Origin of the sequence: Alistipes sp. CHKCI003, from assembly GCF_900021155.1 — a bacterium.
GTDB lineage: Bacteria > Bacteroidota > Bacteroidia > Bacteroidales > Rikenellaceae > Alistipes > Alistipes excrementavium.
The window spans coordinates 35,199-59,740 of record NZ_FCNT01000079.1 but is presented as its reverse complement, the minus strand read 5'-3'; the positions used below and the strand labels follow the sequence as shown (position 1 = coordinate 59,740).

Annotated in this window: 15 protein-coding genes and 1 tRNA gene; 9 read left to right on the top strand and 7 right to left on the bottom strand. The window is 62.1% G+C overall.

Annotated features, from left to right (window positions below):
- Positions 1 to 2: 2 nt before the first annotated feature.
- The 4 genes from alr to BN3659_RS10325 form a co-directional block, all read right to left on the bottom strand.
- On the bottom strand, positions 3 to 2,378 hold the full coding sequence (gene alr, locus BN3659_RS10340; RefSeq protein WP_091536758.1) for an alanine racemase: 2,376 nt from the start codon (positions 2,376 to 2,378) through the stop codon (positions 3 to 5).
- Between the two features lie 345 nt (positions 2,379 to 2,723).
- Positions 2,724 to 5,225 (bottom strand): endonuclease MutS2, encoded by a 2,502-nt coding sequence (locus tag BN3659_RS10335; protein ID WP_091536757.1) that lies wholly within the window; start codon positions 5,223 to 5,225, stop codon positions 2,724 to 2,726.
- Between the two features lie 18 nt (positions 5,226 to 5,243).
- On the bottom strand, positions 5,244 to 6,245 hold the full coding sequence (locus tag BN3659_RS10330) for an MlaD family protein (RefSeq protein WP_091536755.1): 1,002 nt from the start codon (positions 6,243 to 6,245) through the stop codon (positions 5,244 to 5,246).
- A gap of 10 nt (positions 6,246 to 6,255) precedes the next feature.
- Positions 6,256 to 7,377 (bottom strand): N-acetylmuramoyl-L-alanine amidase family protein, encoded by a 1,122-nt coding sequence (locus BN3659_RS10325; protein WP_091536753.1) that lies wholly within the window; start codon positions 7,375 to 7,377, stop codon positions 6,256 to 6,258.
- Positions 7,378 to 7,517: 140 nt separating this feature from the next.
- On the opposite strand from BN3659_RS10325, the gene BN3659_RS10320 reads away from it, so the two are divergent.
- From BN3659_RS10320 to BN3659_RS10310, 4 genes are all read left to right on the top strand, one after another.
- Positions 7,518 to 10,391, top strand: coding sequence for a putative LPS assembly protein LptD (locus BN3659_RS10320; protein WP_091536751.1), 2,874 nt, complete (start codon positions 7,518 to 7,520; stop codon positions 10,389 to 10,391).
- A 163-nt stretch (positions 10,392 to 10,554) separates the two neighbouring features.
- Complete coding sequence (locus tag BN3659_RS13195) at positions 10,555 to 10,722, top strand: hypothetical protein (protein ID WP_171847755.1); 168 nt, start codon at positions 10,555 to 10,557, stop codon at positions 10,720 to 10,722.
- A 13-nt stretch (positions 10,723 to 10,735) separates the two neighbouring features.
- Entirely contained in the window at positions 10,736 to 13,030 is a 2,295-nt protein-coding gene (locus tag BN3659_RS10315; protein ID WP_141682559.1) for a BACON domain-containing protein, read from the top strand.
- A 93-nt stretch (positions 13,031 to 13,123) separates the two neighbouring features.
- Positions 13,124 to 14,161 (top strand): DNA/RNA non-specific endonuclease, encoded by a 1,038-nt coding sequence (locus BN3659_RS10310; protein WP_091536748.1) that lies wholly within the window; start codon positions 13,124 to 13,126, stop codon positions 14,159 to 14,161.
- A 510-nt stretch (positions 14,162 to 14,671) separates the two neighbouring features.
- On the opposite strand, the gene BN3659_RS10300 is transcribed toward BN3659_RS10310, so the two are convergent.
- Positions 14,672 to 15,949, bottom strand: coding sequence for an MFS transporter (locus BN3659_RS10300; protein WP_091536745.1), 1,278 nt, complete (start codon positions 15,947 to 15,949; stop codon positions 14,672 to 14,674).
- A 135-nt stretch (positions 15,950 to 16,084) separates the two neighbouring features.
- Between BN3659_RS10300 and BN3659_RS10295 the strand changes: the two genes are divergently transcribed.
- A tRNA-Gln gene (locus BN3659_RS10295) sits at positions 16,085 to 16,155 on the top strand.
- 1,410 nt (positions 16,156 to 17,565) lie between these two features.
- Here BN3659_RS10295 and BN3659_RS10285 read toward each other — a convergent pair.
- Entirely contained in the window at positions 17,566 to 19,662 is a 2,097-nt protein-coding gene (locus BN3659_RS10285) for a M3 family metallopeptidase (RefSeq protein WP_410488794.1), read from the bottom strand.
- 88 nt (positions 19,663 to 19,750) lie between these two features.
- Positions 19,751 to 22,057, bottom strand: a complete 2,307-nt coding sequence (locus BN3659_RS10280; protein ID WP_091536741.1) for a M3 family metallopeptidase — start codon at positions 22,055 to 22,057, stop codon at positions 19,751 to 19,753.
- 66 nt (positions 22,058 to 22,123) lie between these two features.
- Here BN3659_RS10280 and BN3659_RS10275 point away from each other — a divergent pair, with 66 nt between their 5' ends.
- Genes BN3659_RS10275 through BN3659_RS10260 form a run of 4 tightly spaced genes read left to right on the top strand, consistent with a single transcriptional unit; the run spans position 22,124 to position 24,505 of the window.
- Positions 22,124 to 22,855 carry a 16S rRNA (uracil(1498)-N(3))-methyltransferase gene (locus BN3659_RS10275; protein WP_091536739.1) on the top strand — a complete coding sequence of 244 codons (732 nt, stop codon included), beginning with the start codon at positions 22,124 to 22,126 and terminating at the stop codon, positions 22,853 to 22,855.
- The gene (locus BN3659_RS10270; protein ID WP_091536738.1) at positions 22,845 to 23,411 is read left to right on the top strand and encodes a chromate transporter; all 567 of its coding nucleotides are present in this window, start codon (positions 22,845 to 22,847) and stop codon (positions 23,409 to 23,411) included. Before BN3659_RS10275 ends, BN3659_RS10270 begins: the two co-directional genes overlap by 11 nt.
- Positions 23,412 to 23,429: 18 nt before the next feature.
- Positions 23,430 to 23,927 (top strand): hypothetical protein, encoded by a 498-nt coding sequence (locus tag BN3659_RS10265; protein WP_091536736.1) that lies wholly within the window; start codon positions 23,430 to 23,432, stop codon positions 23,925 to 23,927.
- The gene (locus BN3659_RS10260) at positions 23,924 to 24,505 is read left to right on the top strand and encodes a chromate transporter (protein ID WP_091536735.1); all 582 of its coding nucleotides are present in this window, start codon (positions 23,924 to 23,926) and stop codon (positions 24,503 to 24,505) included. Before BN3659_RS10265 ends, BN3659_RS10260 begins: the two co-directional genes overlap by 4 nt.
- Positions 24,506 to 24,542: the final 37 nt, after the last annotated feature.

Sequence of the window (24,542 nt, the reverse complement as noted above, 5' to 3'; positions counted from 1 at the left end):
GGTTATTCTTTGCGATAGATGCGTTTCACACGGGCCGAGACCGAGGTCATGATCTCGTAGGGAATCGTATCGAGCACGCGGGCCATCGTTTCGAGGTCGTTGCCTTCGGCGGCCGAGAAGACCACGACTTCGTCCCCTTCCTGCACGCCCGCGACGTCCGTTACGTCGATCATGCAGCTGTCCATGCAGATCCGGCCCACGATCGGTGCGGCCCGTCCGCCGACGAGCATCGACCAGCGGCCGCACCCCAGACGGCGGTCCAGTCCGTCGGCATAGCCCACGGGCACGGTCGCCGTCAGCGAATCGCGCAGGAGCTTCCCGGCGCGGCCGTAGCCGACCGTATCGCCTGCCGGCAGACGCTTGAGCTGCACGATGCGGGTGCGGAGCGTCGAGACGGGCCGGAGCGCCGGATTGCGGCGGAATCCGAAACCGTAGAGGCCCAGTCCCAGACGGCACATGTCGAACTGCGCCTCGGGAAAGCGCTCGATAGCCGCGGAGTTGGCCGTATGACGGATGATCTTATAGGGCAGCGCCGCCGCGAGCGCCGCACTCATGCGGTCGAAGCGTTCGATCTGCGCACGGGTGTAGGCGTCTTGTTCGGGCATGTCCGCGCAGTTCAGATGCGAGAAGACCGTCGCCGCCTGCACGCGCTTCGACGCACGGAGAATCCCGCCCAGCCGCGGCAGCTCCTCTTCGGTGAAGCCCAGACGATGCATCCCCGTGTCGAGCTTGATGTGGATCGGATAGCGGCTTTCGTCGGCCCGCTCCACCGCGGCCGTGAAGGCTTCGAGCGAATGGAGGCTGTATATCTCGGGTTCGAGACGATTGGCGACCATCAGCGGGAAGCTGCCCGCGTCGGCGTTGAGCACCACGATCGGCATCGTGATGCCCCGCTCGCGCAGCAGAACCCCCTCGTCCGCGAATGCTACGGCGAGGTAGGCCACCCCCTCGTGCTGGAGCATCTGCGCCACCTCGAAGTCGCCCGCGCCGTACGACCCGGCCTTGACCATCGCCACGAGCCGCGTTCCGAAACGTAGCTTCGATCGAAAATAGTTGAGATTGCGGATCATGGCATCGAGATCGACCTCCAGCACCGTGGTGTGGCTCCGGCGTTCGAGCGCGTGCGAAAGTTTCTCGAAGCGGAATTCGCGCGCTCCCTTGAGCAGGATGGCGTGTCCCGCCACGTCGCCGCGTCCGATGCGGGCGGCGCACTCGTCCGCCGTGGCATAGAAGGTCTTGTCGCAGGCGAACAGCGCCGCGTGGGTCCGGATGCGGGGACCGATGCCGATCAGCTTGCCGATGCCGGCCCGCGCCACCATGCCGGCCACACGGGCATAGAGCTCCCCGTCTCCGAGTCCGCTCTGCACGATGTCCGACAGCACGAGCGTCTTCGGGCGGCCCAGCGCCACCGTGTGCAGATAGTCGAGCGCCAGCGCCAGCGAATTGATGTCGAGGTTGTAGGCGTCGTCCACGAGAATCGAGTCGTTGATGCCGTCCTTCACCTCCAGCCGCATCGCCACCGAAGGTTCGTGCCGGAACGACGGGGCCGGATAGCCCGCCGCGGCGCAGAACGCTTCGACGATCTGTCCGTTGCGGTGCATGGCCTCGCCGCCGGCGACGGCCGGCGTACCCGCATAGCGGGCGGCGTCGAACAGCCGGCGGCCGGCGAAACGCTCCTCGATCATCCCCGCCAGCGGTTCGTAGTAGCCGTGATAGACGATCGTTCCGGCCTCGCGTGCCAGCGTCATCTTCTCGGCGCACTTCTCCGCCAGCGACCCGAAGTTTTCCTGATGGGCGTCGCCGATGGAGGTGAAGACCGCGATATCGGGCCGGATCATCCGTTCGAGCCGCTCCATCTCCCCGGGCTGCGAGATCCCGGCCTCGATCAGGGCGATCCGTTCGTCGCCTTCGAGCATCAGCAGCGAGAGGGGCACCCCGAGCTGCGAGTTGTAGCTCTTGGGCGAGCGGTAGCACTTGACGCCCGCCGGAATCTCCTCGGCCATCCACTCCTTGATGATCGTCTTGCCGTTCGATCCGGTGATGCCGACCACCGTGCCTCGGAACTGCGATCGCCAATGGGCCGCAAGGGTCTGCAAGGCCGCGAGCGAATTCCCCACCCGCACGTACCCGCATCCTTCGGTGCACAGCGCTGCCGGCACGTCGCGTTCGACGAGGAACGCCCGCACACCCCGCACGCGCATCTGGACAAGGAAGTCGTGCGAATCGTGATTCGCGCCGCGCATAGCCACGAAAAGCGGCGCCGCGCCCAACTCGCACGTAAGCGAGCGGCTGTCCGTGGCCACGGTCTCCACCGTGGAGTCGCTCCCTGCGAAGCTGCCGCCGCAGATGCGCGCGATGTCCGAAAGTCGATATTTCATGTTTCCCGAATCTTTTGATCTACCGGTTCATATACGTTCACGTCATCGTTTCCTCGTCCCGGCAATTCCCCGAGCAGGCTCGGATCGCGCCCGACTTTTCGAAAACGGTTCCTTTCGGAGGAAAGGGGCTATTTCCCGCCCCGGCAGAGCCCGAACCGGTGTCCGGCTCTGCACTCGCCTCAACGAGAAGGTTGAACTTCGTTCTGCCGTTTCCCGCCCCGGCAGAGCCCGAACCGGTGTCCGGCACTGCACTCGGCTTAACGAAACGGTTCACTTTTCATACTGTCGCACATGCTCCGCCCCCTCCCCATTCGGTCCGGACACTGCCGCAGGGGCGTGTGTTTCTCAATCCGCACGGAACGTTACGACCGTGATGCCCGCTCCGCCGCGGTCGGCATGTTCATCGTCCGCCGAAACGACTTCGGGCACCGTGCGCAGGTAGCGGCGAACCTCCTCCTTGAGCGCTCCGGTGCCCTTGCCGTGGAGGATCGAGACCGATCCCACGCCCACCATCAGCGCATCGTCCACGAGGTCCTGCACCGCTTCGAGCGCCTCTGCGGCGCGCATGCCGCGCACGTCGATGCGGTCGCGGAAGCGAAGCCGGCGCGCCGCGACATCGACCGAGACCACCGTACGGGCCGTCTGCGGGCGCGTCGCCTCGCGGTATTCGCTGTTCGACACCGGCGTGAGCCTTTCCGCGTCCACCGTGGTCAGTATTTGTCCGAAGGCCACCTGCGCCCGCCGCCCCTTGAGCGACTGCACCACGCCGACCATCTCCTGCCCGGCCATCCGGACCTTCGCCCCCTCGGTTATTTCGCGCGGCTTCGGCAGCTCGGGAGCCGGCTGCTGCACCTGCTCGGCCGCCTGCTTTCCTCGCCGCTCCTCGCGGCGGCGCCGGCGGCGCTCGATGCGCTCCATCTCGCGCTCGACCTCCGCGTCGCGCCCCGAAGCGGCCTCGTCGGCTCGCTCCGCACGCTCGCGGAACTCGTCGAGCTCCCTGCGTGCCAAGCGCGTCAGCTCCTTCTCGGCCTGCGCCTCGCGGATGGTGCGTATCGTCAGCTCGATCTGCCGGTTGGCCTCGGCCACGAGCCGCTGCGCCTCGGCCTTGGCCGCACGCAAGATCTCGGCCCGTTCGGCCCTGATTTTCGTCAGCTGCTCCGCATAGTTCTGCTCCAGCTCCTCGACCTTGCGGTCGGTGAGACGGATGCGGTCGCGCTTCTGCTCCCAATAGCGGCGGTCGCGGGCGATCTCGCGCAGCTGTTTTTCGATATTCATGTGGTCGCTGCCCGCCTTTTCGCCCGCGGCGCGGATGATCTCCTCCGGCAGTCCGATCTTGCGGGCGATCTCCACGGCGAACGAACTGCCGGGCTTGCCGATCTCCAGCCGGAAAAGAGGACGTATCTGCTGCACGTCGAACATCATGGCGCCGTTGGCGATCCCCGCGGTGTTCGAAGCGTAATATTTGATATTGGCGTAGTGGGTCGTGATGACGCCGTAGCATCCCCGCTCCACGAGACGTTCGAGGATCGCCTCGGCGATCGCGCCGCCGATCGTGGGCTCCGTACCCGATCCGAACTCGTCGATCAGCACCAGCGTACGGTCCGAAGCGCCCGCCAGCATGTGTTTCATGTTGCGCAGATGCGACGAGTAGGTCGACAGGTCGTCGTCGATCGACTGTTCGTCGCCGATGTCGATGAAGAGGCTCCGGAAGACGGGCAGCTCCGAATTCTCCGCGCACGGTACGGGAAATCCGCACTGGAACATGTACTGCACGAGGCCCGCGGTCTTCAGGCAGACCGATTTGCCGCCGGCATTCGGCCCCGAAATCACGAGGATGTGCTTCGTGCGGTCGAGCTGGAGGTCGAGGGGGACGATCTCGCGGCCCTGCGCGCGGAGCGTCTGGGCCAGCAGCGGGTGGCGGGCCCTGCGCAGCACGAGACGGTCGTCGGTCGAAAGGATCGGTTTCCCGCAGCCGTTGGCTGCGCCCCAGCGCGCCTTGGCGCGCAGCATGTCGATGTCGGCGAGGTAGTCGCCCGCCGCATCGATCCGGTCGGCTTCGGGGCGCACGGAGGCCGTGAAAGCCGTGAGGATGCGGACGATCTCGTGCCGCTCGGCGTATTCGAGCTCCTTGAGTTCGTTGTTGAGCTCCACGACCTCGACCGGTTCGATGTAAAAGGTACGGCCCGTGGCCGACTCGTCGTGGATGAAGCCCTGCAACTTGCGTTTGTTGGCTGCGGCGACGGGGATCACGGGCCGGCCGTCGCGTACCGAAAGCTGCGCATCGCTCTCGACGATACCGGCGCTTTTGGCTGCCGCGAGCACCGCCTGCAGCCGTTTGGCCGCCTGCCCCTCGCGTTCGCGGATCGAACGGCGGATCGCATGCAGCTCGGGCGAAGCCGTATCCCTGATCTTGCCGAAAGGGTCGAGCAGGGCGTCGATGGCCCGCAGAATCTCGGGGAAGGCCTCGATGCCGGCGCTGCGGGCCGCGAGGCAGGGATAGCTCCCGGAACCCCGATCGCGGAGAAAAAGCGCGATCGCCCCCGCCGCTGCGAGCGCACGGCGCAGGAGCACGACCTCCTCCACGTCGAGAAAGGCCCCTTCGATGCGGATCTTCGCCACGACCGTATCGATATCGGCGAACTCCGCATCGGGGAACTCGTGCTCCATCTGCGTGATGAGACGCATCTCGTCGGCGAGCGACTGCCGCCGCACGATCTCGTCGGCCGACGCGGTGAAGGTCTCCTGCGCCAGCTTCTCCTGCGCCGAACGCAGCGTGCACAATGCGGCGACCTGCTCCCTCAGCCGGTCGAAGCCGACCTTCTGTTCAAAGTTTACAGGGTAGATCATCGTTTCCCGGAAGAGTGGCTATCGCGCACGCCGAATCGAATCGCGCACGGCTTTGGCTTCGGCCTTCGCCGCCCGCTTCTGCTCCCGGGCCTTTTCCTTGGCCTCGCTGCGGCCGAAAACCGAGAAATGAACGTAGCGCTTGGGGTTGGCCTTCAGATCGGCCAGAAGCTGCGCGAGATTGCCGCTGGCCTCGTCGAGCGAACGGTAAAGCGCCGGATCGTTGAAGAGGCAGCCCACGGTCCCCCCGCCTTCGTCGACCTTCGCCAGAATGTCGTTCAGCCGGCGCACCGTCCCCGTCAGATTCTCGGTGAACTCGCGGTCCGCCAACTGCGCCGCAAAGGCGTCCACGCTGCCCACGATGCTGTCGATCCGCTCGGCATTGCCGTCCAGCGTCTGAGTGAACCGCGTCAGGTTTTGCATCGCCGTGCGAAGGTTGTCCCGCTCGGCCGCGAGCAGACCGTCCACGCTGCCCGTGATGCCGTTCAGATGAGCCATCGTCCCCGAGAGGCTCGCGGCATTGGCTTCGATGAGGTCGTTGATGCTGCCCAGCGTGCGCGACAGATCGGCCGTGAGCTGCGAAACCTTCTGTTTGAAGAAATCCAGTTCGGATCCCGCCACGTCCATCAGATCGCGGTCGCGGCCCGAACGGAGCGTATCCCCGCCTTCGAGGTATTGCGCGGCGCTTCCGAGCCGGATTTCGATCGCTTTCGAGCCCATGATGCTGTTGCTGACGATCTTGGCCTCGGAATCGACGGGAATGCGGTACTGACGCTTGATGGAGAACTGCAACACGACCTTATCGCTGCGCCGGGGATCGAAACCGATCTTGGTTACCGTGCCCACCTTCACGCCTTTCATCAGAACGGGCGACGCGGCCTGCACCCCGTTGATCTGATCGTAGGCGGCGTAGTAATCGCGGTTGCTGCTGAAAATGTCGATGCCGCTCAGGAAACGGATTCCGGCCCATGCGCATCCGATCATCAGCACGGCGAAAATACCGATTTTTACCTCTCTTTTCATTTCTCGTTCATTATTTTACGATTCGGTTCCCCTCGCATTCCACCACGAATGCATCGGGGAAGGTGCGGCGCACCGCCTTCAGTTTCTTTTGGGCGGAGGCTCTGTCCGCGAAAAATCCGACGCAGTACTTATAGCGGTACTTGCCTTCGGAGACGTATTGCTTCACTTTCCCCTTGTAGGATTTGAAACGCGACGAGCCGGTCGCCACTTTCGCGGGCGAAGCGAGCACCTGCACGGTGTAGCCCCGCTGCGCACGGGCCGCCGCCTCCTTCGGCGCGGACGCCGGCTCCTCCGCGGCGGCGGACGTCCGCTCCGCAGCGCTCTGCCGCCCATCGGCCTCGTCGGCCGTCTGCGTACTGCGCACGTAGGCCGAATAGTTCTTCACGGCATTGTAAAGCGACCGCGCGATCTCGTTCTGGCCCTTCTCGGACTTCATGTAGGCCGCCTCCTGCGGATTGGACATGAAGCCGATCTCCGTCAGCACGCCCGGCATGTCCGTGGCATAGAGCACGCGGAGCAGCTGCGGCTTGATCCCGCGGTCGTGGCGGCCCGATTTCACATACTGCTGCTGGATGCAGCGGGCCATGGCCATGCTGAAATTGCCGTAGGTGAATTGAAGGTTCTGGATGTAGGCCCGCACGATGGCGGCCGTTTTCTCGTCCGACATGTCGATCAGGTCCTCGCGGTTGTTGGCGTAGAGCGCATCCTCGTTATAACGCTGCTCCTTGGGGCTTTCTCCCATCACGAGCGTCTCCACCCCGCGCGCGGCGGCGGACTGCGCCGCATTGACGTGGATCGACAGAAACAGATCGCCGCCCGCGCCGTTGGCGATGTCGGCCCGCTTTTGCAGGTCGGCGAGCAGCGTCTCGCCCAACTCCGTATCGGTCTTGCGCGTATAGACCACCTTCACGCCGGGCATCCCCTCTTCGATGAGCGTGCCGAGCTTGAGCGCCACCTTCAGCGTGAGGTCCTTCTCACGGATTCCGGCGTAGTTCGCCCCGGGGAATTTTCCGCCGTGGCCGGCGTCGATCACCACGACCCGCACGCCATGCGCAATATTCTGCGCACCGGCTCCGTTTGGAAAAAGCGAGGCGACGGAAAAAAGGAGAAACGCGAAAAGGACCCGATGCATATTAAAGTGCGTACAGTTTAGACGTATCTGCAAATTTTTACCTATCTTTGTCGGTCGCAAAACGCGGCCCGAGCGCGGCGGAAAGCCGTTTCCGGCGTTTTTGCCGACACGTCGGCAAAGATACGAAAAATTTTGGAATTTTGAATAGGAAGGGGGTAAAATATCTCATTTCGGCGACGGCGGTCCTGCTGTTCGCCCAAGGGGTATTCGGCTATTCGGGCCTTCGCACGCCGCCCTTCGCCGCAGCACCGGACACGCTCGCCGCCCCCGCGGTCCGAGCCGGCGTCGAACGTCCGGACACCGCAGCACCCTCGCTTCAGCCCGCCGCCGAATCGCGCCGCGAACGCCGGCAACGTCTGCGCTCCCTGCGCCTCAGGCAGAGCGAACTCCCGCAACGGCCGGACACGCTCCCCGCCCGCCCGGACTCGGCGTCCGGCGCGATGCCGCCGTCCGGAACGGGCCCTCTCGCGCCCGCCGATTCGCTCGGCAGCCGCGCCGACAGCACCGCCATGCCCGCCGACACAGCCCGCAGGGGCGGAGGCGGTTTTCTCGACGACATCATCTCGGGCAAGAACAAGGACTCGCTGGTCTACGATCTGGCGAACAACACGGTCTACATCTACAACGAAGGCGACGTAACCTACCAGACGAGCAACCTCAAGGCGGACTACATGCGCATCAACATGGAGACCAAGGAGATATACGCCTACGGCAAGGCCGACACGGTGGAAGGCAAACCTTCGGTTACGCATCCCGTCTTCCAAGAGGGGGCGTCGTCCTACACGATGGACACCATCACCTACAACATCGACTCCAAGAAAGCCAAGATCAAAGGCGTGGCGACGCAGGAAGGCGACGGCTGGCTCATCGGCGGCAGCGTCAAGAAGATGCCCGACAACACGATCAACATCCAGCACGGCAAATACACCACCTGCGACGAAACCGGACATCCGCACTTCTATCTGGCGATGACCAAAGCCAAAGTGATTCCCGGAAAGAAAGTGATCACCGGTCCGGCCTATCTGGTGATGGAGGACGTCCCGATCTACTTCCTCGGCATCCCCGAAGGTTTCTTTCCGATCAGCAGCGGCCCCAAATCGGGTCTTCTGATGCCCACCTTCGGCGAGGAGTACACCAAAGGATTCTTCATCCGCGATCTGGGCTACTATTTCACTTTCGGAGACTACGCCGATCTGGCCGTCCGCGGCGGCATCTACACCCTCGGATCGTGGGAGGCGTCGGCCGAGTCGCGCTACATCAAACGCTACAAATACAGCGGCAACTTCGGTTTCGAATATTCGAGCATCCGCGTCGGCGAAAAGGGCGAGCCCGACTTCGTCAAGCAGAACAACTTCCGCCTGCAGTGGACCCACTCGCAGGACCCCAAAGCCAATCCGGGATCGACCTTTTCGGCCTCGGTGAACTTCACCACGAGCGGTTACAGCAAATACTCGGCGACCAACCTCAACGACATTCTCTCGACCCAGACCAACTCGACGATCTCCTACTCGAAGAGCTGGGCGGGCACCCCGTTCTCCATGTCGGCGCAAATGGCCGTGTCGCAGAACTCGAACACGGAGGAGATCACCGCGACGCTGCCGACGATCACCTTCAACGTCTCGCGCTTCAAACCGTTCAAACGCAAGGAGGCCGTGGGCAAAGAGCGCTGGTACGAGAAGATCACGATGAGCTATTCGGGCAAGATGACCAACAAAATGCAGGCCAAGGAGTCGGAATTCTTCTCGAAGGAGACCCTTCAAAACATGGAAAACGGCATCGAACACCAGATTCCCGTCTCGGCCTCGTTCAACGTCTTCAACTACATCAACGTCTCGCCTTCGTTCAACTACACCGAAAAATGGTACTTCAAGAAAAACGAGAAGGCGTTCAACCCGATTACGAACAAGGCCGAATTTCTCGATCCCGAGTACGGTTTCTGGAGGTTGTACAATTACAGCGCGAGCATTTCGGCCTCGACCACCCTCTACGGCATGTACGAGACGAAAAAGAAAACACGCAAGCTGCAAGCCGTGCGCCACACGATCAACCCCACGATCGGCTTCTCGTACACGCCCGACTTCAAGGCGCTCGAACGGGGCTACTGGAAAGCCGTGCAATCCGACTCGACGGGCCGCGTCGAGGTCTACTCCCCCTTTTCGAACAACGCCTACGGCGTCCCCAGCTCCGTGGAGGCCGCGTCGCTGACCTTCTCGCTGGGTCAGACGCTCGAAATGAAGGTTCTGAGCAAGCGCGACACCTCGGGCGTCAAGAAAGTCAAACTGATCGACGAACTCTCGATCAGCGGCTCCTACAACCTCATCGCCGATTCGATGGGGCTTTCGAATCTGCCGCTCCGGCTGCGTTCGACGATCATCAAGAATTTCGGCATCAACATCTCCGCCACGCTCGATCCGTACGAAGTAACCCCCGAGGGCCAGCGCATCAACAAGCTCATGTGGCGCCGCGGTCTGCCCGGGCGCATCGTAAACGCCAGCACCTCGTTCGGCTATACGTTCAATTCCCGATCCGACAACTCCGTACCGGCCATCAACGACATCAACAGCATCGACCCGCTTTACCAAAACCCGTTCTACGACCCCTACGGGCAGATGGACCCCGTGCTGCGGCGGCAGTACATGGCGCAGACCTACTACGACTTCTCGCTGCCGTGGAACCTCGGATTCACTTACAGCATCAACTACGGGATCAGTTACGTGAACAACGGAACGACCGGATACAAGAAAAACGTCCAGCAAAGCATCAACTTCAACGGCAACATCAACCTCACGCCGAAGACGGGCATCACGTTCCAAGGCGGTTTCAACATCTCCGAAGGGGAACTCACGACCTCGTCGATCACCATCACGCGCGATCTGCATTGCTGGCAGATGTCCTTTTCGTGGATTCCGTTCGGCTTCCACCGCAGCTGGAGCTTCAACATCGGCGTGAAGGCCGCGTCGCTGGCCGACCTCAAGTACGACAAAAGCCAGAGTATGTACGACAACATGTTCTGAGGCATGCCGTGCGCCGGCTCATTTGTCCAACCGGCAGTCATTCCCGTCCGGCTGTAACACGCTCTTCACACGGAATCATTCCGCGTTCGGGATTTTTTATCTATATTTGTGCGTATATTAAAAAACATTTTTCCGGACATAACTTACCTAAATCATTCTATCCATGGAAAAACGCAACTTGCAAGGGGGGGGGAATTCTGAGTACTCGACCCCGACGCTCGAAACTTTAGAGGTTTCGACGGAAAAAGGATTCGCTCAATCGCTCGTGTTCGGCGAAGAGGGCTACCCGGGGTCCGACCTCGGCGACGGAACGGATTTCGGATCTTTCTAAACGGCCCCATACCATGAAGAAGCTCCTTTCATCGGTGTGCATCGCAACAGTTGCGATGGCATTCGCGGGTTGCAGCTCGGAGGACGCCACACAGGATCCCGCACCCGAAGCCCGCAAAGTAACGCTCAGCATCACCGCCGATCAGGCCGGCACGCGGACCGTCATCGGCGACGACAACAAAATCTCGTGGACCGAGAACGATGCGATCGAAGTGCTGGAGAAATCGGACAAAGGCATCGCATACGCCGCATCGACAGGCTGCACCCTCGCCGAAGGCAAGGCCGGCTTCACGGTAACGCTTCCGGCCAACGCATCGTCCGACCTCATCTATGCCGCCGTCTACCCCGCTTCGGCATTCCTTTCTGAGAATTACAGCGACCTTACGAAAATCAAAGCCATCCTGCCCGCCACGCAGACCCCGACGGCCGCCAGCTTCGATCCTGCGGCCGATCTGATGATCTCGCAGGCGGTGCACGAAACGACCCAGCCCACGGAGGAAGGTCTCGCGTTCAGCTTCGGCCGCGTAGCCGCCCTCGCCAAGATGACGATCACGGGCCTCGACCTCGCCGACGGCGAGACCGTCCGTCAGGTGAGCTTCGCCGCGGCCGAGCGGAAACTCGCCGGCCGCTGCTACCTCGATCTGGCGAACGGCAAGGTCGGAGCGCTCGGTTACAGCAACGCATCCGAACGGATCGTTCTGGATTACAGCGCCGTAACGGGTATCGGCAAGGCTTCGTTCCCCGTCTGGTTCGCCTGTCTGCCGTGCGATCTGGGCGCAGGCGACGCCTTCACGGTCGTCGTAACCTCCGACAAGAACAAAACGTACACGAAAAACGTAACGCTGGCCGAAGCGCAGACGCTCTCCTTCACGTCGGGCCGGCTCTCCACCTTCGCGGTCGACATGACCGGCATCGCCGGAGAGGAGACTGCCTCCGGCGCCCGGGTCGCCACGCTGACCTACGAAGAGGTCGGCAAGCTGGGGATGGCCTACGACACGCCCGTCGAATACACGAATGCGGGCGGCACATGGACCATCGTCGCTTCGAAACAGAATTCGATGCAAATCAACGGCAGCAAAGGATACATCGGACTTCCCGAATTCACGAACGATATTTCGCTCGTCAGGGTTACGACCCATGCACTGTCGAAGGAGGCGACCCTCATGCTCAACACCTCGAACAGCACTTCGGGTGCTGCCGTATCGCAATCGCAGGATGCGGAAAGCACGTCGTTCACCCTCGTCGCGGCCGACGCAGGTCTCAAGACGGGCTACATCAAATCGAACGCCGTCGTTCAGATCACACAAATCGAGGTCTACACGGGCGCCGCGATCTATCTCGACGACCTCGCTGTTTCCGCCCGGGAAACGACCGATGCAACGACGACCTACCGGGCGATCGCCTTCACCGCGAACGACGATACGACGGTCTCGGCATTCGACGGATGCGTCAGCGCCGCATCGGTCGATCCCGACACCAAGACCCTCACCTACTCCGTCTCGGCCAACACGACGGGCGCCGAGCGCAAGGGCACGATCACGCTCGTCGCGGCCGCCAACGGCGCCGAGACGACCGTCGACGTATCGCAGGCCGCCGATGTATTCAAAGCGGACCCCGAAACCGTAACGCTCGGCGGCGATGCGAATGCAGCGACCGAACTGACGCTCACCTCCGATTTCGAAGTCGGCACACCGGCCGTCAGCGCACCGGACAAGTTCAAGATCGAGGGCGGAGCCGAAGGTAAATATACCGTAACGGCACTCGCCGACGGCGGTGCCGAGGAGACGGAACTCGGTACGATCACCTTCACCCGCACGATCGACGACAAACAAATCGTCGTTCCGGTCAAACAGGCGGCCAAAGGCGATGTCGGTGCGCAAACCTTGATGTTGACTAATGCCAATATTGTCGCCGGAACAGGCCCCGCCTCTTACGGGGATCAAACCATGACCGACGATGAGGGAAACACATGGACAGCCTATGCAATACGCACTTATCACAGCAAGGCAACAAAAGAGAATTATCATTTGCAAATAAAAGCCGGTTCTCAATATTTCATAAAAATCCCAGCCGTATCCAAACCGATCAAAAAGATCGTAATGACAGTATCAAATGCTTCGCAACCAATGACCGGCGGCTCGAATAAAGCAACATTGGAATTCAGAGGTGAATCTGCATCTTCCGAAGTAATCGGGAGTGCCACCGGCACATCCAAAGTTATCATTGATATGCCCGACAATTCATTCACCGAAGGGTATATCACGGCAACCGCAGCTGTCAGAATATGGGATATAGAACTTTCCTATTGAACGGGGAGCGGGGGCGGGACCGGTCCCGCCCCGGACCCTACCCCGGGATTCGGAATACCGACGGTCGGCTCCGTTACGACGAGCAGCGCCGCGGTGTCGTGCTTCGTAACCGATGCGAAGACCGTCCGTTTCGCCTATAAGGCGGCAGCCGAAAGCGACTATGCGCACACGGGAGCTTCGGTCGCGGGCAACATGGCGACCGCCACGCTCGCCGGACTGCATTCCGATACGGAATACACGGTCTATGCCTACGCATCGGCCAACGGACAGCGATACACGAGCGGCACGGTCTCCTTCACGACGCAGGCGCAACAGATTCTCACCGACCACACGGCATGGCTGGAGCTCCCGGCCAAGACGAGCGGCAGCGAGACCCTCACGATGAGTTTCTACGCCGGAAGCGACCGCAACTATACGATGTACTACGACAAATCGACCTACACGGCCGAGTGGGTGGCCTATCCGCTCGCGTCGGGCCACATGGGCTCGGGCCGCTCCGACAAATGGAAACCGACGCCCGGCATCCCGACCTCCGACCAGATCGACATCTGGACGAGCAGCTACGGCGTCAACTACGGTTCGACGACCAGCGAGGGATACGACAGCAAAAAGGAACTCTACGCCCGCGGACACCAGATTCCCAATGCCGACCGCAACGGGATCGATGCGATGCAGGCTCAGACCTTCTATGCCACGAACTCGACGCCCCAGATCCAGAATGCGTTCAACGCGAAGATATGGAACGCCTTGGAAGGGAGCGTCCGGTCGATCGCCAAGGCGACCGATACGGTGTATGTCGTAACGGGAGCGGTCCTGCGCAAAGCGGGCGGCAGCGAAGAGATCACCTATATCCGGCCGAAGAACGATCCGGACAAACTTTGTCCCGTACCGAACTATTACTACAAGGTACTGCTCAAGGTGAAACGGTCGGGGCAAACCATCGTCTCGGCTTCGGCCGTCGGCGTCTGGCTGCCCCACGAGCCGTTCGCTTCGACCGACTTTTCGGGCTACGTAACCTCTGTCGCCCAGATCGAGGCATGGACGGGTTACGACTACTTCGCCAACCTGCCCGACGGGATCGAGGCCGCCGCGGAACGGAACACCAGCTGGTCGGCATTCTCGTCCTTCTGACGGTCCTCTTCCGAGGACAAGAGCCGCCGGCGGCCCGAAGACAGTTTTCACCCCCGATGCAATCGCATGCATCGGGGGTGAAACCGTTATCGGAGGATGTATTCGGAGAGGAGCCCCGGGAACCCGGCACCTACCGCACGGCCAGCCCCGGCAGGCGTTCCGGACCGGGCGCTTCCGAGTCCGCAATCAAACGACGAGCGTCCGAGACAATGCCGCTGCGACGCCCCGCTTCCCGCTCCCGGTTCATCCGAAACAGGTTCCTGCTGCGGTCGGGGCTCATCCGCGAACGGCTCCGCCCCGACAGACCGGCCGGAGCGAAAGCCGGAAGCGCTTCCGCCCCGCTCCGGAAACCGCCGTCCCCACCACTTCCCGGAAGCGGCAGCGTCGTCCACACTGCGAAAGGAGCCGCCCCGGCGCAGAAATCGCCGCGACCGCATGCCAAGCCACCGATCACGACGCCGGCCTGCGCGAGCGGACACCGGTTTCGAAAGCCGCCGAGAGGCGATTCCGTCAATGCTCCGTTTCGATCGCCGCCGGATCGTGCTTGTATTTGAACACGAACGCGAAAACGACAGCGACGACGAGCGCATATCCCGCGAAGGTCAGCCACGAATGCGACCATCCGACGACCTGTGCCGCGGGTGTCGGCTGCGAATAGACGAACCGATTCACGACGGCCTGTGCCCCCAGCGTACCGATCGTCGCTCCGATGCCGTTGGTCATGATCATGAACAACCCCTGAGCCGACGAACGGATGGCTATATCGGTCTCCTTGTTCACGAAGAGCGATCCCGAAATGTTGAAGAAATCGAAGGCCACGCCATAGACGATCATCGAGAGCACGAACATCCATACCCCTCCGCCCGGGTTGCCCACCCCGAACAGCCCGAAGCGCAGCACCCATGCGAACATAGCCATCAGCATCACGCGCTTGATGCCGAACCGTTTGAGGAAAAAGGGAATCAGCAGGATGCAGAGCGTCTCAGACACCTGCGACAGCGAGATGAGCGCATTGGCGTGGTTGGCGCCGAAGGTCGAAGCGTATTCGGGAATATCCTTGAAACTGGTGATGAACGGATTGGCGAATCCGTTGGTGATCTGGAGCGACACGCCGAGGAGCATCGAGAAGATGAAGAAAATCGCCATCTTCTTCTGTTTGAAGAGTGCGAATGCCTTGAGGCCCATGGCATCGACGAAACTCTTCCTGTCGCCCGAGCGATCCACCGGGCAGCCCGGCAGCGAGAAGGAGTAGAGGCCGAGCGCCAGTCCGATCGCGGCGCACTGCATGAATTGCATGTAGGTGGTCTGGAATCCCGCCGCGTCGCAGAGCAGCATGGCGCAGATGAACCCCACCGTCCCCCACACGCGGATGGGCGGGAAAGCTTTCACCGTATCGTAACCGGCCCCCTCCAGCACGCAGTAGGCCACGGAGTTCGACAGGGCGATCGTCGGCATGTAGAACGCAACGCTCAGCGAATAGAATGCGAACAGGATTCCGAACGACACGCCGGCACCCGACGAAAGGGCATACCAGCCCGCCATGCCCATGAACGCGGCGGCGAGCAGATGGCAGATGCCCAGCAAACGCTGTGCCGGCACCCAGCGGTCGGCGATGATGCCGATCACGGCCGGCATGAACAGCGATACGATGCCCTGCATGGCATAGAAAATGCCGATGTGCGACGCCAGACCGACCGCCACCAGATACGAACCCATGGAGGTAAGGTAGGAACCCCACACGGCGTATTGCAGGAAGTTCATGACAGTCAGACGCAATTTAATTCCCATAGTATGTAATTTTAGTTGGTTTTCAATATTTTACACCCTTCAACCGGAGACGTTCAAAACAAATGTACGAATTTTTTCAGGAAAATTCTTTGAAAAAGAAAAATTAAGTCCTACTTTTGCATCGTCAAACGACATTGAGCCATGGTGTAACGGTAACACTACAGATTCTGGTCCTGTCATTCCAGGTTCGAATCCTGGTGGCTCAACGCGAGGGAAGCAAATTTGCTTCCCTTTTTTCTTTTTGCGAATCTTCCTGCATCGTCCGCCTTGCGAAAAACCGGGCCCCGTCTGCGGCCGCTTCGAGCGCCGGACCGTTCGCCGCCCGGCCCCGCCCGGCTTTCGCAAATCCCGCACCGCCTTTGCACGCAGAACGAATCTTTCCGCGTTCCGGACTGTTTTCCGGTCCGCCTCCGCAACGCCGCCCTTCGTCCAACGGCACGAAACCGCACGTTCGGTTCCGCCGAATCATTCGCTGCTTCCGAGGCCGGAACGTCGGACCGAGGCTCGCGGCGCGAGCAATAGAATCTCCGCCTCCCTTCGACACGCCAGAAATGAAAACGCGGAGCCGGCCGACGCTCCGGTCATCCGGCCGGACGCGCCGCCGGCCCCGCAGCAAAAACCTGCCCGAGCGGTCAAACGACCGCGTAAAATCGAGGTGCGACCGTTCGAAAAACCTTGCGGAACCGGCCGGACGTTTCGAGCGCCGGACCGGTGGTTTCGGGTCATCCGCCGCCCGGCCGCTTTCGAAGTTCTTCGCAGCCGAGCGAAACCACACGCGGATCGGCACCCGCAGCAAAAGAGCATGCGCCTCAGCGATTGTCGTCCGCCGCCCAAAGGCCGGCAGCCTGCTGTCGGCATCGCCGGGCGGCACCGCGCATCCGGCGGAGAAAGAGCGATCCCCGCCGGGCCGGCCTCAGCGGACTGTCCGAAAACAAACGGTGCATCATGTCGGCCGGACGCACTTCGCGGAGATTCGTTGCAAGCAGTCATCCGGCGGCATCGGCCGGACCGGCAATGAACGTAACGAACGCCCTGCACGGCGAAGGGGCTGCGCCCCGCAGCGCACCGAAAAAACCGCACCCCGAAGAGCGGCTCCGCGCAACCGCCGCGAGCAGGTCCGGAACCCATGCGGCCGCCGCCCCACGCTGCCGCCCGAACAACTCCGCAAGCCGACACGGACACGGGCTCGCCCCCCCGACCGCGCTTCGCACACCCGGCCGCCGATTGTCCGAAAACCGCGCCCGGCGGCCACCGCACCATCGCTGCGCATCCGCGGAACGCTTCTTCGCCGCGGTGGCGACAGGCATTCGTTCTGCGGTCGGGGAGGGGCGAAAGACACACAGACCAACCCACGGAACGACGGATAAGAAACCAAGCACACCGCACACACGGCGGCGACCCCGAATCCGCCATCAGATAACGAGCGAGCCATTGCATGTTGCTGCAATGGCTCGCCTTCCGTCATTCTCCGGCCCCATCCGAAACAGATCCCCGCTGCGAACGGGCCTCATCCGCGAACGGCCCCGCCCCGACAGTCCGGCCGGAGCGGAAACCGGAATCCGGCTCTTCCGCGCAATCGACGACGATACGCCGCGGCACCGGACTTCCGGAATCGTTTATTTCCCCAGCCCCATTTTTTCGATCAAGGCGTGTGTTTCGGGCTTGTGTCCGCGAAAATCGACATAGAGCTTCATGGGATGCTCGTGGTTGCCCTGCGAGAGGATGCGGTCGCGGAACGACCGGGCTACCTCCCGATCGAAGATCCCCTTCTCCTTGAAGAGCGAATAAGCGTCCGCTTCGAGCACTTCCGCCCATTTGTACCCGTAGTAACCCGCCGCATAGCCGCCTGCGAAAACATGGGTGTAGGCGGGCGTCATGGCCGTTCCCTCCACCACGGGGAGAATCTGCGCAGGAGCCATCGCCGCCGTCTCGAACGCCTCGACATCGCCCGTAAAAGGCTCCCTGAGGGTGTGCCATGCCATGTCGTTGAGCCCGAACGAAAGCTGCCGCACGTTCGCATAGGCGGCCAGATAGTGCTGCGCCGCGACGATGCGGTCGACGATCTCCGCAGGGATCGGCTCGCCCGTCTCGTAGTGCACGGCCCACAGATCGAGGAACTCCTTCTCCGTAGCCCAGTTTTCCATGATCTGCGACGGCAGTTCGACGAAGTCGCGGTAGACGTTCGTGCCGTTCAGCGACTCGTACTCGCCCTGCCCGAACATGCCGTGCAGCGAATGTCCGAACTCGTGCAGAAAGGTCGTTACCTCATCGAACGTAAGCAGCGCCGGCTTGGTCTCGGTAGGCTTGGTGAAGTTCATCACGAGCGATACCAGCGGGCGGGTCTCCACGCCGTCCGTGCGCTTCGCTCCGCGGAATTCGGTCATCCACGCACCCGCACGCTTCGATGCACGGGGAAAGAAATCGAGGTAGAGCACGGCCAGATGCCTGCCGTCGGCATCGGTTACGTCGTAAGCCGTTACGTCGGGATGATAGACGTCGATATTCTCCGCCGGAGCGAACCGTATCCCATAGAGCTTGTTCGCCAGCAGGAAGATGCCGTTGCGCACGCTGTCCATCCGGAAGTAGGGTTTCACCACCTCGTCGTTGAGCGCATAGCGCTCGTTCTTATATTTTTCGCTGTAATAGTTCCAGTCCCACGGCATCAGTCTGCCCGCGAAACCGAGCGTTGCGGCGTAAGCGCTCACCGTCTCGTAATCCTTCACGGCATACTCTTTCGTTTCGTCGAGCAGCTCGCCGAGGAACGCCTCGACCGTCGGCACGTTCTCGGCCATGCGGTCTTCGAGCACGTAGTCGGCATAGGTCTCGTATCCGAGCAGGTTGGCGATCCGCAAACGCAGTTCGGCGATTCGCTTGGCGATCTGCGTATTGTCGTACTCGCCGCCCAGAGCCCGCGAATTGTAGGCCCTCCAGAGCTTCTCCTTGAGCGCGCGGTTCGACGAATAGGTCATGAAGGGCGCATAGCTCGGAGCCTGCAAAGTTACGGTCCATCCCTTCTGCCCGCGGGCCCGCGCCTCGGCCGCGAGCGATTCGCGGAGGAACCCGGGCAGTTCGGCGACTGTTGCGGGATCCGTGATATTGAGCGTGAAGGCATTGGTCGCCGCCAGCGCGTTCTGGCCGAATATCAGCGTGAGGGAAGCCTCCTCGGAGGTGTACTCGCGGTAACGCTCCTTGTCTTCGGACGAGAGGGCCGCGCCGTTGCGTGCAAAACTTTTGTACGTATTTTCCAACAGACGTTCATCCTCCTTCGAAAGCCCGCGGCCCGGGTGTTCGTAGACATACTTCACGCGCTCGAAGAGCGCCGAGTCGAGCATGATGTCGTTCTCCAGTTCGGTCAGCGCCGGCTGTATGTCGAGCGCGATCCGCTGCATCTCGTCCGAAGCGTCGGCTTCGAGCAGGTTGAAGAAGACGCCCGACACGCGATCGAGCAGCGCACCCTGACGCTCCAGCGGCACGATGGTGTTGCGGAAGGTCGGTTTCGCGGGATTCTTCACGATGGCTTCGACCTCGGCACGCGAACAGGCGATGGCCGTTTCGAAAGCGGGCATATAATCCGATACCGCGATTCGGGAGAACGGAGGCGTCTCGAAGGGCGTGTCCCACGCCGCGAGCAGCGGATTCGACGTGTCGATTTCAGGCAGCTGCGGCACGGGCATCCGGTCGCCGCCGCAGGCAGCCAAAGCGGTGAATGACATGATGGCAAAGAGTTTTTTCATAGGATTAAAAATAGGTTTCTTCGATTCGTCTCGTTCGGGTCGGGCAGATCGGCCGCGAGCGACGGAGCTATTCGCGCGCGCCGGCCCCGTCGGACGGCGATTCCCGCCCGGCGGACGCCGTTTCGGAGCCGTCCGAGGACAGCACTCCCTTCATAGGCACCGTTTCGGGGCCGTCGGACGGCAGCCGGCCTCCGGCGGCCGCCGTTCCAGCCGAGGATCCGGCCGCCGACCCAGTCGCTTCGCGGGCCGCTCCGGCCGTCGCTCCGGATTCGTCCGACAGTCCGCGCGCACGGAGCATGGCCCGCTTGTCGGGGTTCTTGCCGCGGAAAGCGCGGTAGAGGGTCATGCCGTCCGCCGAACCGCCTTTTTCGAGGATTTCGGTCCGGAAGGCATGGGCGATCCGGCGGTCGAACAGATCGCCGCTCTCGCGGAAAGCCTCGAAAGCATCCTTGTCGAGGACTTCGGCCCAAATGTAGAAGTAGTAGCCCGCAGAATAGCCGCCGTCGAAAATATGGCTGAAGTAGGGGAAACGATAGCGGGGGGCGATTTGCGGGATCAGCCCGTAGCCGTCGGTCAGCTGCTTTTCATAAGCGTCCACCTCGAAAGGCTCGTACCGGCTCATCCGGTGCAGATCGAGGTCGGTCCGCGCGGCCGCCACCAGCTCCGTAAGGGCGAAGCCCTGATTGAAACCGGCGCTGCGGCGGAGCTTCTGCACGAGGTGGTCCGGAATGATTTCGCCCGTGCGGTAGTGCGTCGCATAGTGCCGGAGCATCTCCGGTTCGAAGGCCCAGTTCTCCATGATCTGCGACGGCAGTTCGACGAAGTCGCCCTCCACATCCGTCAGACCGCGGTATTTCACGTCGTGGAACAGGAAGTGGAGCGCATGTCCGAACTCGTGGAAAAGCGTGGCCGTCTCGTCGAGGTTCAGCAGCGCCGGCGAGGAGTTGACGGGCGGCGTGAAGTTGCACACGATCCCCACCACGGGTGCCACCCGTTCGCCCTCTTCGTAGTATTGCTCCGTAAAGTTGCCGCACCATGCGCCGCCGCTCTTGCCTTCGCGCGGGAAGAAGTCGAAATAGAGCACCCCCAGATGTGTTCCGTCGGCATCGAGCGCCTCGTAGGCCATCGCATCGGGGTGGTAGACCGGAACGACCACGGGACGGAACGTGATGCCGTAGAGCCGGTTGGCGAGGAAAAAGATACCCGTCTGCACGTTCTCGATCGAGAAATAGGGGCGCAGCATCTCTTCGTCGAACGCATATTTCCGCTTGCGCAGCTTCTCGGCGTAATACCACCAGTCCCACGCTTCGAAAACGGCCCCCTTCCGATCGGTCTGCAACAGCGAATCCATCTGCGCGAGCTCCTCCCGGGCCCGTGCGAGCGCCGGCTCCCAGACCCCTTCGAGCAGTTCGCCGGCCGCCTCGGGCGTGCGGGCCATCTGCTCGGACAGCACGTAATCGGCATAGGAGTCGTAGCCGAGCAGGCCGGCCTTTTCGAGCCGCAGGCGGATGAGATCGTTGACGATCTGCTTGTTGTCGTGCGCATCGTCGTGGTCGCCGCGCGAAACATAGGCTTTATAGAGCTGCTCGCGCAATTCGCGTTCGGGAGAGTAGGTCAGAAAAGGAATGCGGCTTGGGCCGTCGAGCGTGATCGCGTATTTGTCCTTCAGTCCCAGCTCCAAGGCTTTCTTGCGGGCCGCGTCGCGCACATCGTTGGAGAGGCCGCCGAGCTGACCGCCGCCCACGGGCAGCACGAACGCATTGGTCTCGGCCAGCACGTTGCGGCCGAAGCGGACCTGCAAGAGCGACAGCTCCTCGTTGATCCGCCCCAGACGCGCCTTCCGCTCCGCGTCGAGCAGTGCGCCCGAACGGACGAACTCGTCGTAGGTCTTCTCCAGCAGACGCATCTGCTCGGCATCCAGACCGAGCGTGCGGCGCGTGTCGTAGAGCGTCCGGATGCGGCCGAAAAGCCGGTCGTTCATCCGGATCCGGTCTTCATGGGCGGCCAGCTTCGGCATCAGCTGTTCCTGCACGGCTTGCAGTCCGTCGTTCGTCTCGGCGGCCGACACCATGCCGAACACGAGGCTCAATCGCGCGAGCAGCTTGCCCGAGGCGTCGTAGGCGAGCATCGTGTTTTCGAACGTCGGTTCGTCGTTGTTCGACACGATGGCGTCGATTTCGGCATCGTGGAGCGACATGGCCCGCTCGAATGCGGGCAGGTAGTGTTCGGTGCGGATCTTGTCGAAGGGCGGCACTCCGAAAGGCGCGGTCCACTCCGCCAAAAGGGGATTCTCCTCCGCTTTTTTCGCGGAACCGCAGGCTGTGAAGGTCATCATCGTATACAATACAAGGCACAATCGTGCGACAGTTCTCATCGATTCGTCTGATTTTTGTTTACCTTTGCGCAAAGTTAATCAAAGATCGCTAATATCCCTGACGGCATGCAACTTTTTTATGCACCCGATTTTTCGCCTCCGGAGCACTGCCTGAGCGAGGAGGAGTCGAAACACTGCATCCGCGTCCTGCGGCTCGGCGAAGGCGACTGCATCCATATAACCGACGGCCGGGGCGATTTATTTTGCTGCCGCATCGTCCGGGCCGACCCGAAATGCTGCAAAGTCGTGGCCGAGAGCGCGGAAAGGGAGTTCGAAAAACTGCCCTGCCGGCTCACGATGGCCGTGGCGCCGACCAAGAACGCCGAACGTTTCGAATGGTTCCTCGAAAAGGCCACCGAGGTGGGCGTCGCGGAGATCGTGCCGCTCGAAACGGCCCGCAGCGAGCGCCGGACCTTCAAACCCGAACGTGCGGAAAAAGTCATCACGGCGGCGATGAAACAGTCGCTCAAGGCCTACCGGCCCCGCCTGCATCCCCTCACGCCTTTCGAAACGTTCGTCGCGGAGCCTTTCGCCGGACGCCGGCTGATCGCCCACTGCGGCGCAGCGCTCACGCCGGCCGGCAAAGGCTACCTGCCATCCGTGCTCCGGGCGGGCGAAGACGTGCAGATACTCATCGGCCCCGAGGGCGATTTTTCGCCCGAGGAGACCGCACTCGCGCTGCGCTGCGGCTTCGCGGAGATCACGCTCGGCCCCCAGCGGCTCCGGACCGAGACGGCTGCGGTGGCCGCCACAGTGATGGTGTCGGTCGTTAATCATACGGAACGCCATGACTACTGACCGGCAATCTCTTCCGCAGCTCTTCTGGTCCTTCTTCAAGATCGGACTTTTCACCTTCGGGGGCGGCTATGCCATGATTCCGCTCATCCAGCGCGAGGTGATCGACCGCACGGGATGGATCCGCCGGGAGGAGTTTCTCGACCTGCTGACGCTCGCGCAGTCGGTGCCGGGGCCGATCGCCGTCAACACGTCGGTTTTCGTGGGCTACAAACTCCACGGACTGCGGGGCGCGGCGGCGGCCCTGCTCGGCACGGTGCTACCCTCGTTCGCCATCATCCTCGCGATCGCCGTCTTCTTCGCGGGCATTCGCCACAACCCGGTGGTGGACGCCGCATTCAAGGGGATGCGGCCGGCGGTCGTGGCGCTCATCATAGGCCCGGTGATCTCTCTCTCGCAGGGGATGCACCGGTCGATGTTCCTCGTGATCGCCGCCTCGGCCTTCGCCGTATGGGGTCTGGGCTGGTCGCCCGTCTACCTCCTCTGCGGCGCGGCTGCCGCCGGCATCGCATGGGAGCTGCTGACGACCGGCCGGAACCGGAGCCGAATCGGAAAATGAAACACCGCGCATAATGCCATGAAAATCGGATTATTCATCGGAGCGTTCTGCTGTCTTCTGACCGCAACGGAGGCGGACGGCCGTTCTTTTGCCGCAGGGGCTGCGGCGGATGCCGTCCCTGCCGCAGCAGCGACGACGACGCCCGCGACAAAGCGAACGCAGGAATTGCTGCAAACTTTCTACTCCGATTACTGCACGCTGCTGGCCTCCGGCACGAATTTCAAAGCGATCCAACGACTGCTCGACGAGTACCTGACCTGCGAGGCCGTGCAGAAAGCGGCGGAAATCGAATCCGAACGACTGTACGACCCGATCATCCGAGCCCAAGACTTCGATGCGGACGCCATCGGTACGATCTCCGTTACATACATTGCAGGCGATTGGTATGCGGCAGCCTATCTCGACCCGTACCGCGGCACGTGCGTCGTCGTCCCCATCGAGGCCGCAGTGCGGAACGGAGCGCTGCGAATCACGGACATAGGAATTCCTCAACCCGACCGACAGCAGACGTCATGATACTCTGGCAACTTTTCATCAGCTACCTGAAGATCGGATTCTTCGGATTCGGCGGCGGCTACGCCATGCTCTCGCTCATCCAGAACGAAGTGGTCGTGCAGCACGCATGGATGACCAATGCCGAGTTCGCCGACATAGTCGCCGTCTCGCAGATCACGCCCGGGCCCATCGCCATCAACTCGGCCACCTACGTGGGTTACCACGTCGGCATGCAGACCGGACACCTCTGGTGCGGCCTCCTCGGCTCGGCGATCGCCACACTGGCCGTCTGCATGCCGTCGCTCACGCTGATGATCCTCGTAGCGCGGTTCTTCCTAAAACTCAAGGGCAACCGCATCGTCGCGGGAGCCATGCTCGGCATGCGGCCCGCCGTGATCGGCATGATCGCCTCGGCAGCGCTGCTGCTCATGTTCCCCCACAGCGACAGCCCGGGCGACGCCAACTTCATCGACGGCTGGAGCTGGATGCTCTTCGCGGGGGTGCTGATCGCCTCGTGGCGCAAGGTGAATCCGATCCTGCTGATCGTGCTCTCGGCGCTGGCCGGCATCGGCATCTACTATCTGCCGACGCTGGCATAGGCGACCGCGGCCGCAGCTCTTCGCAGTCCGTCGCCGC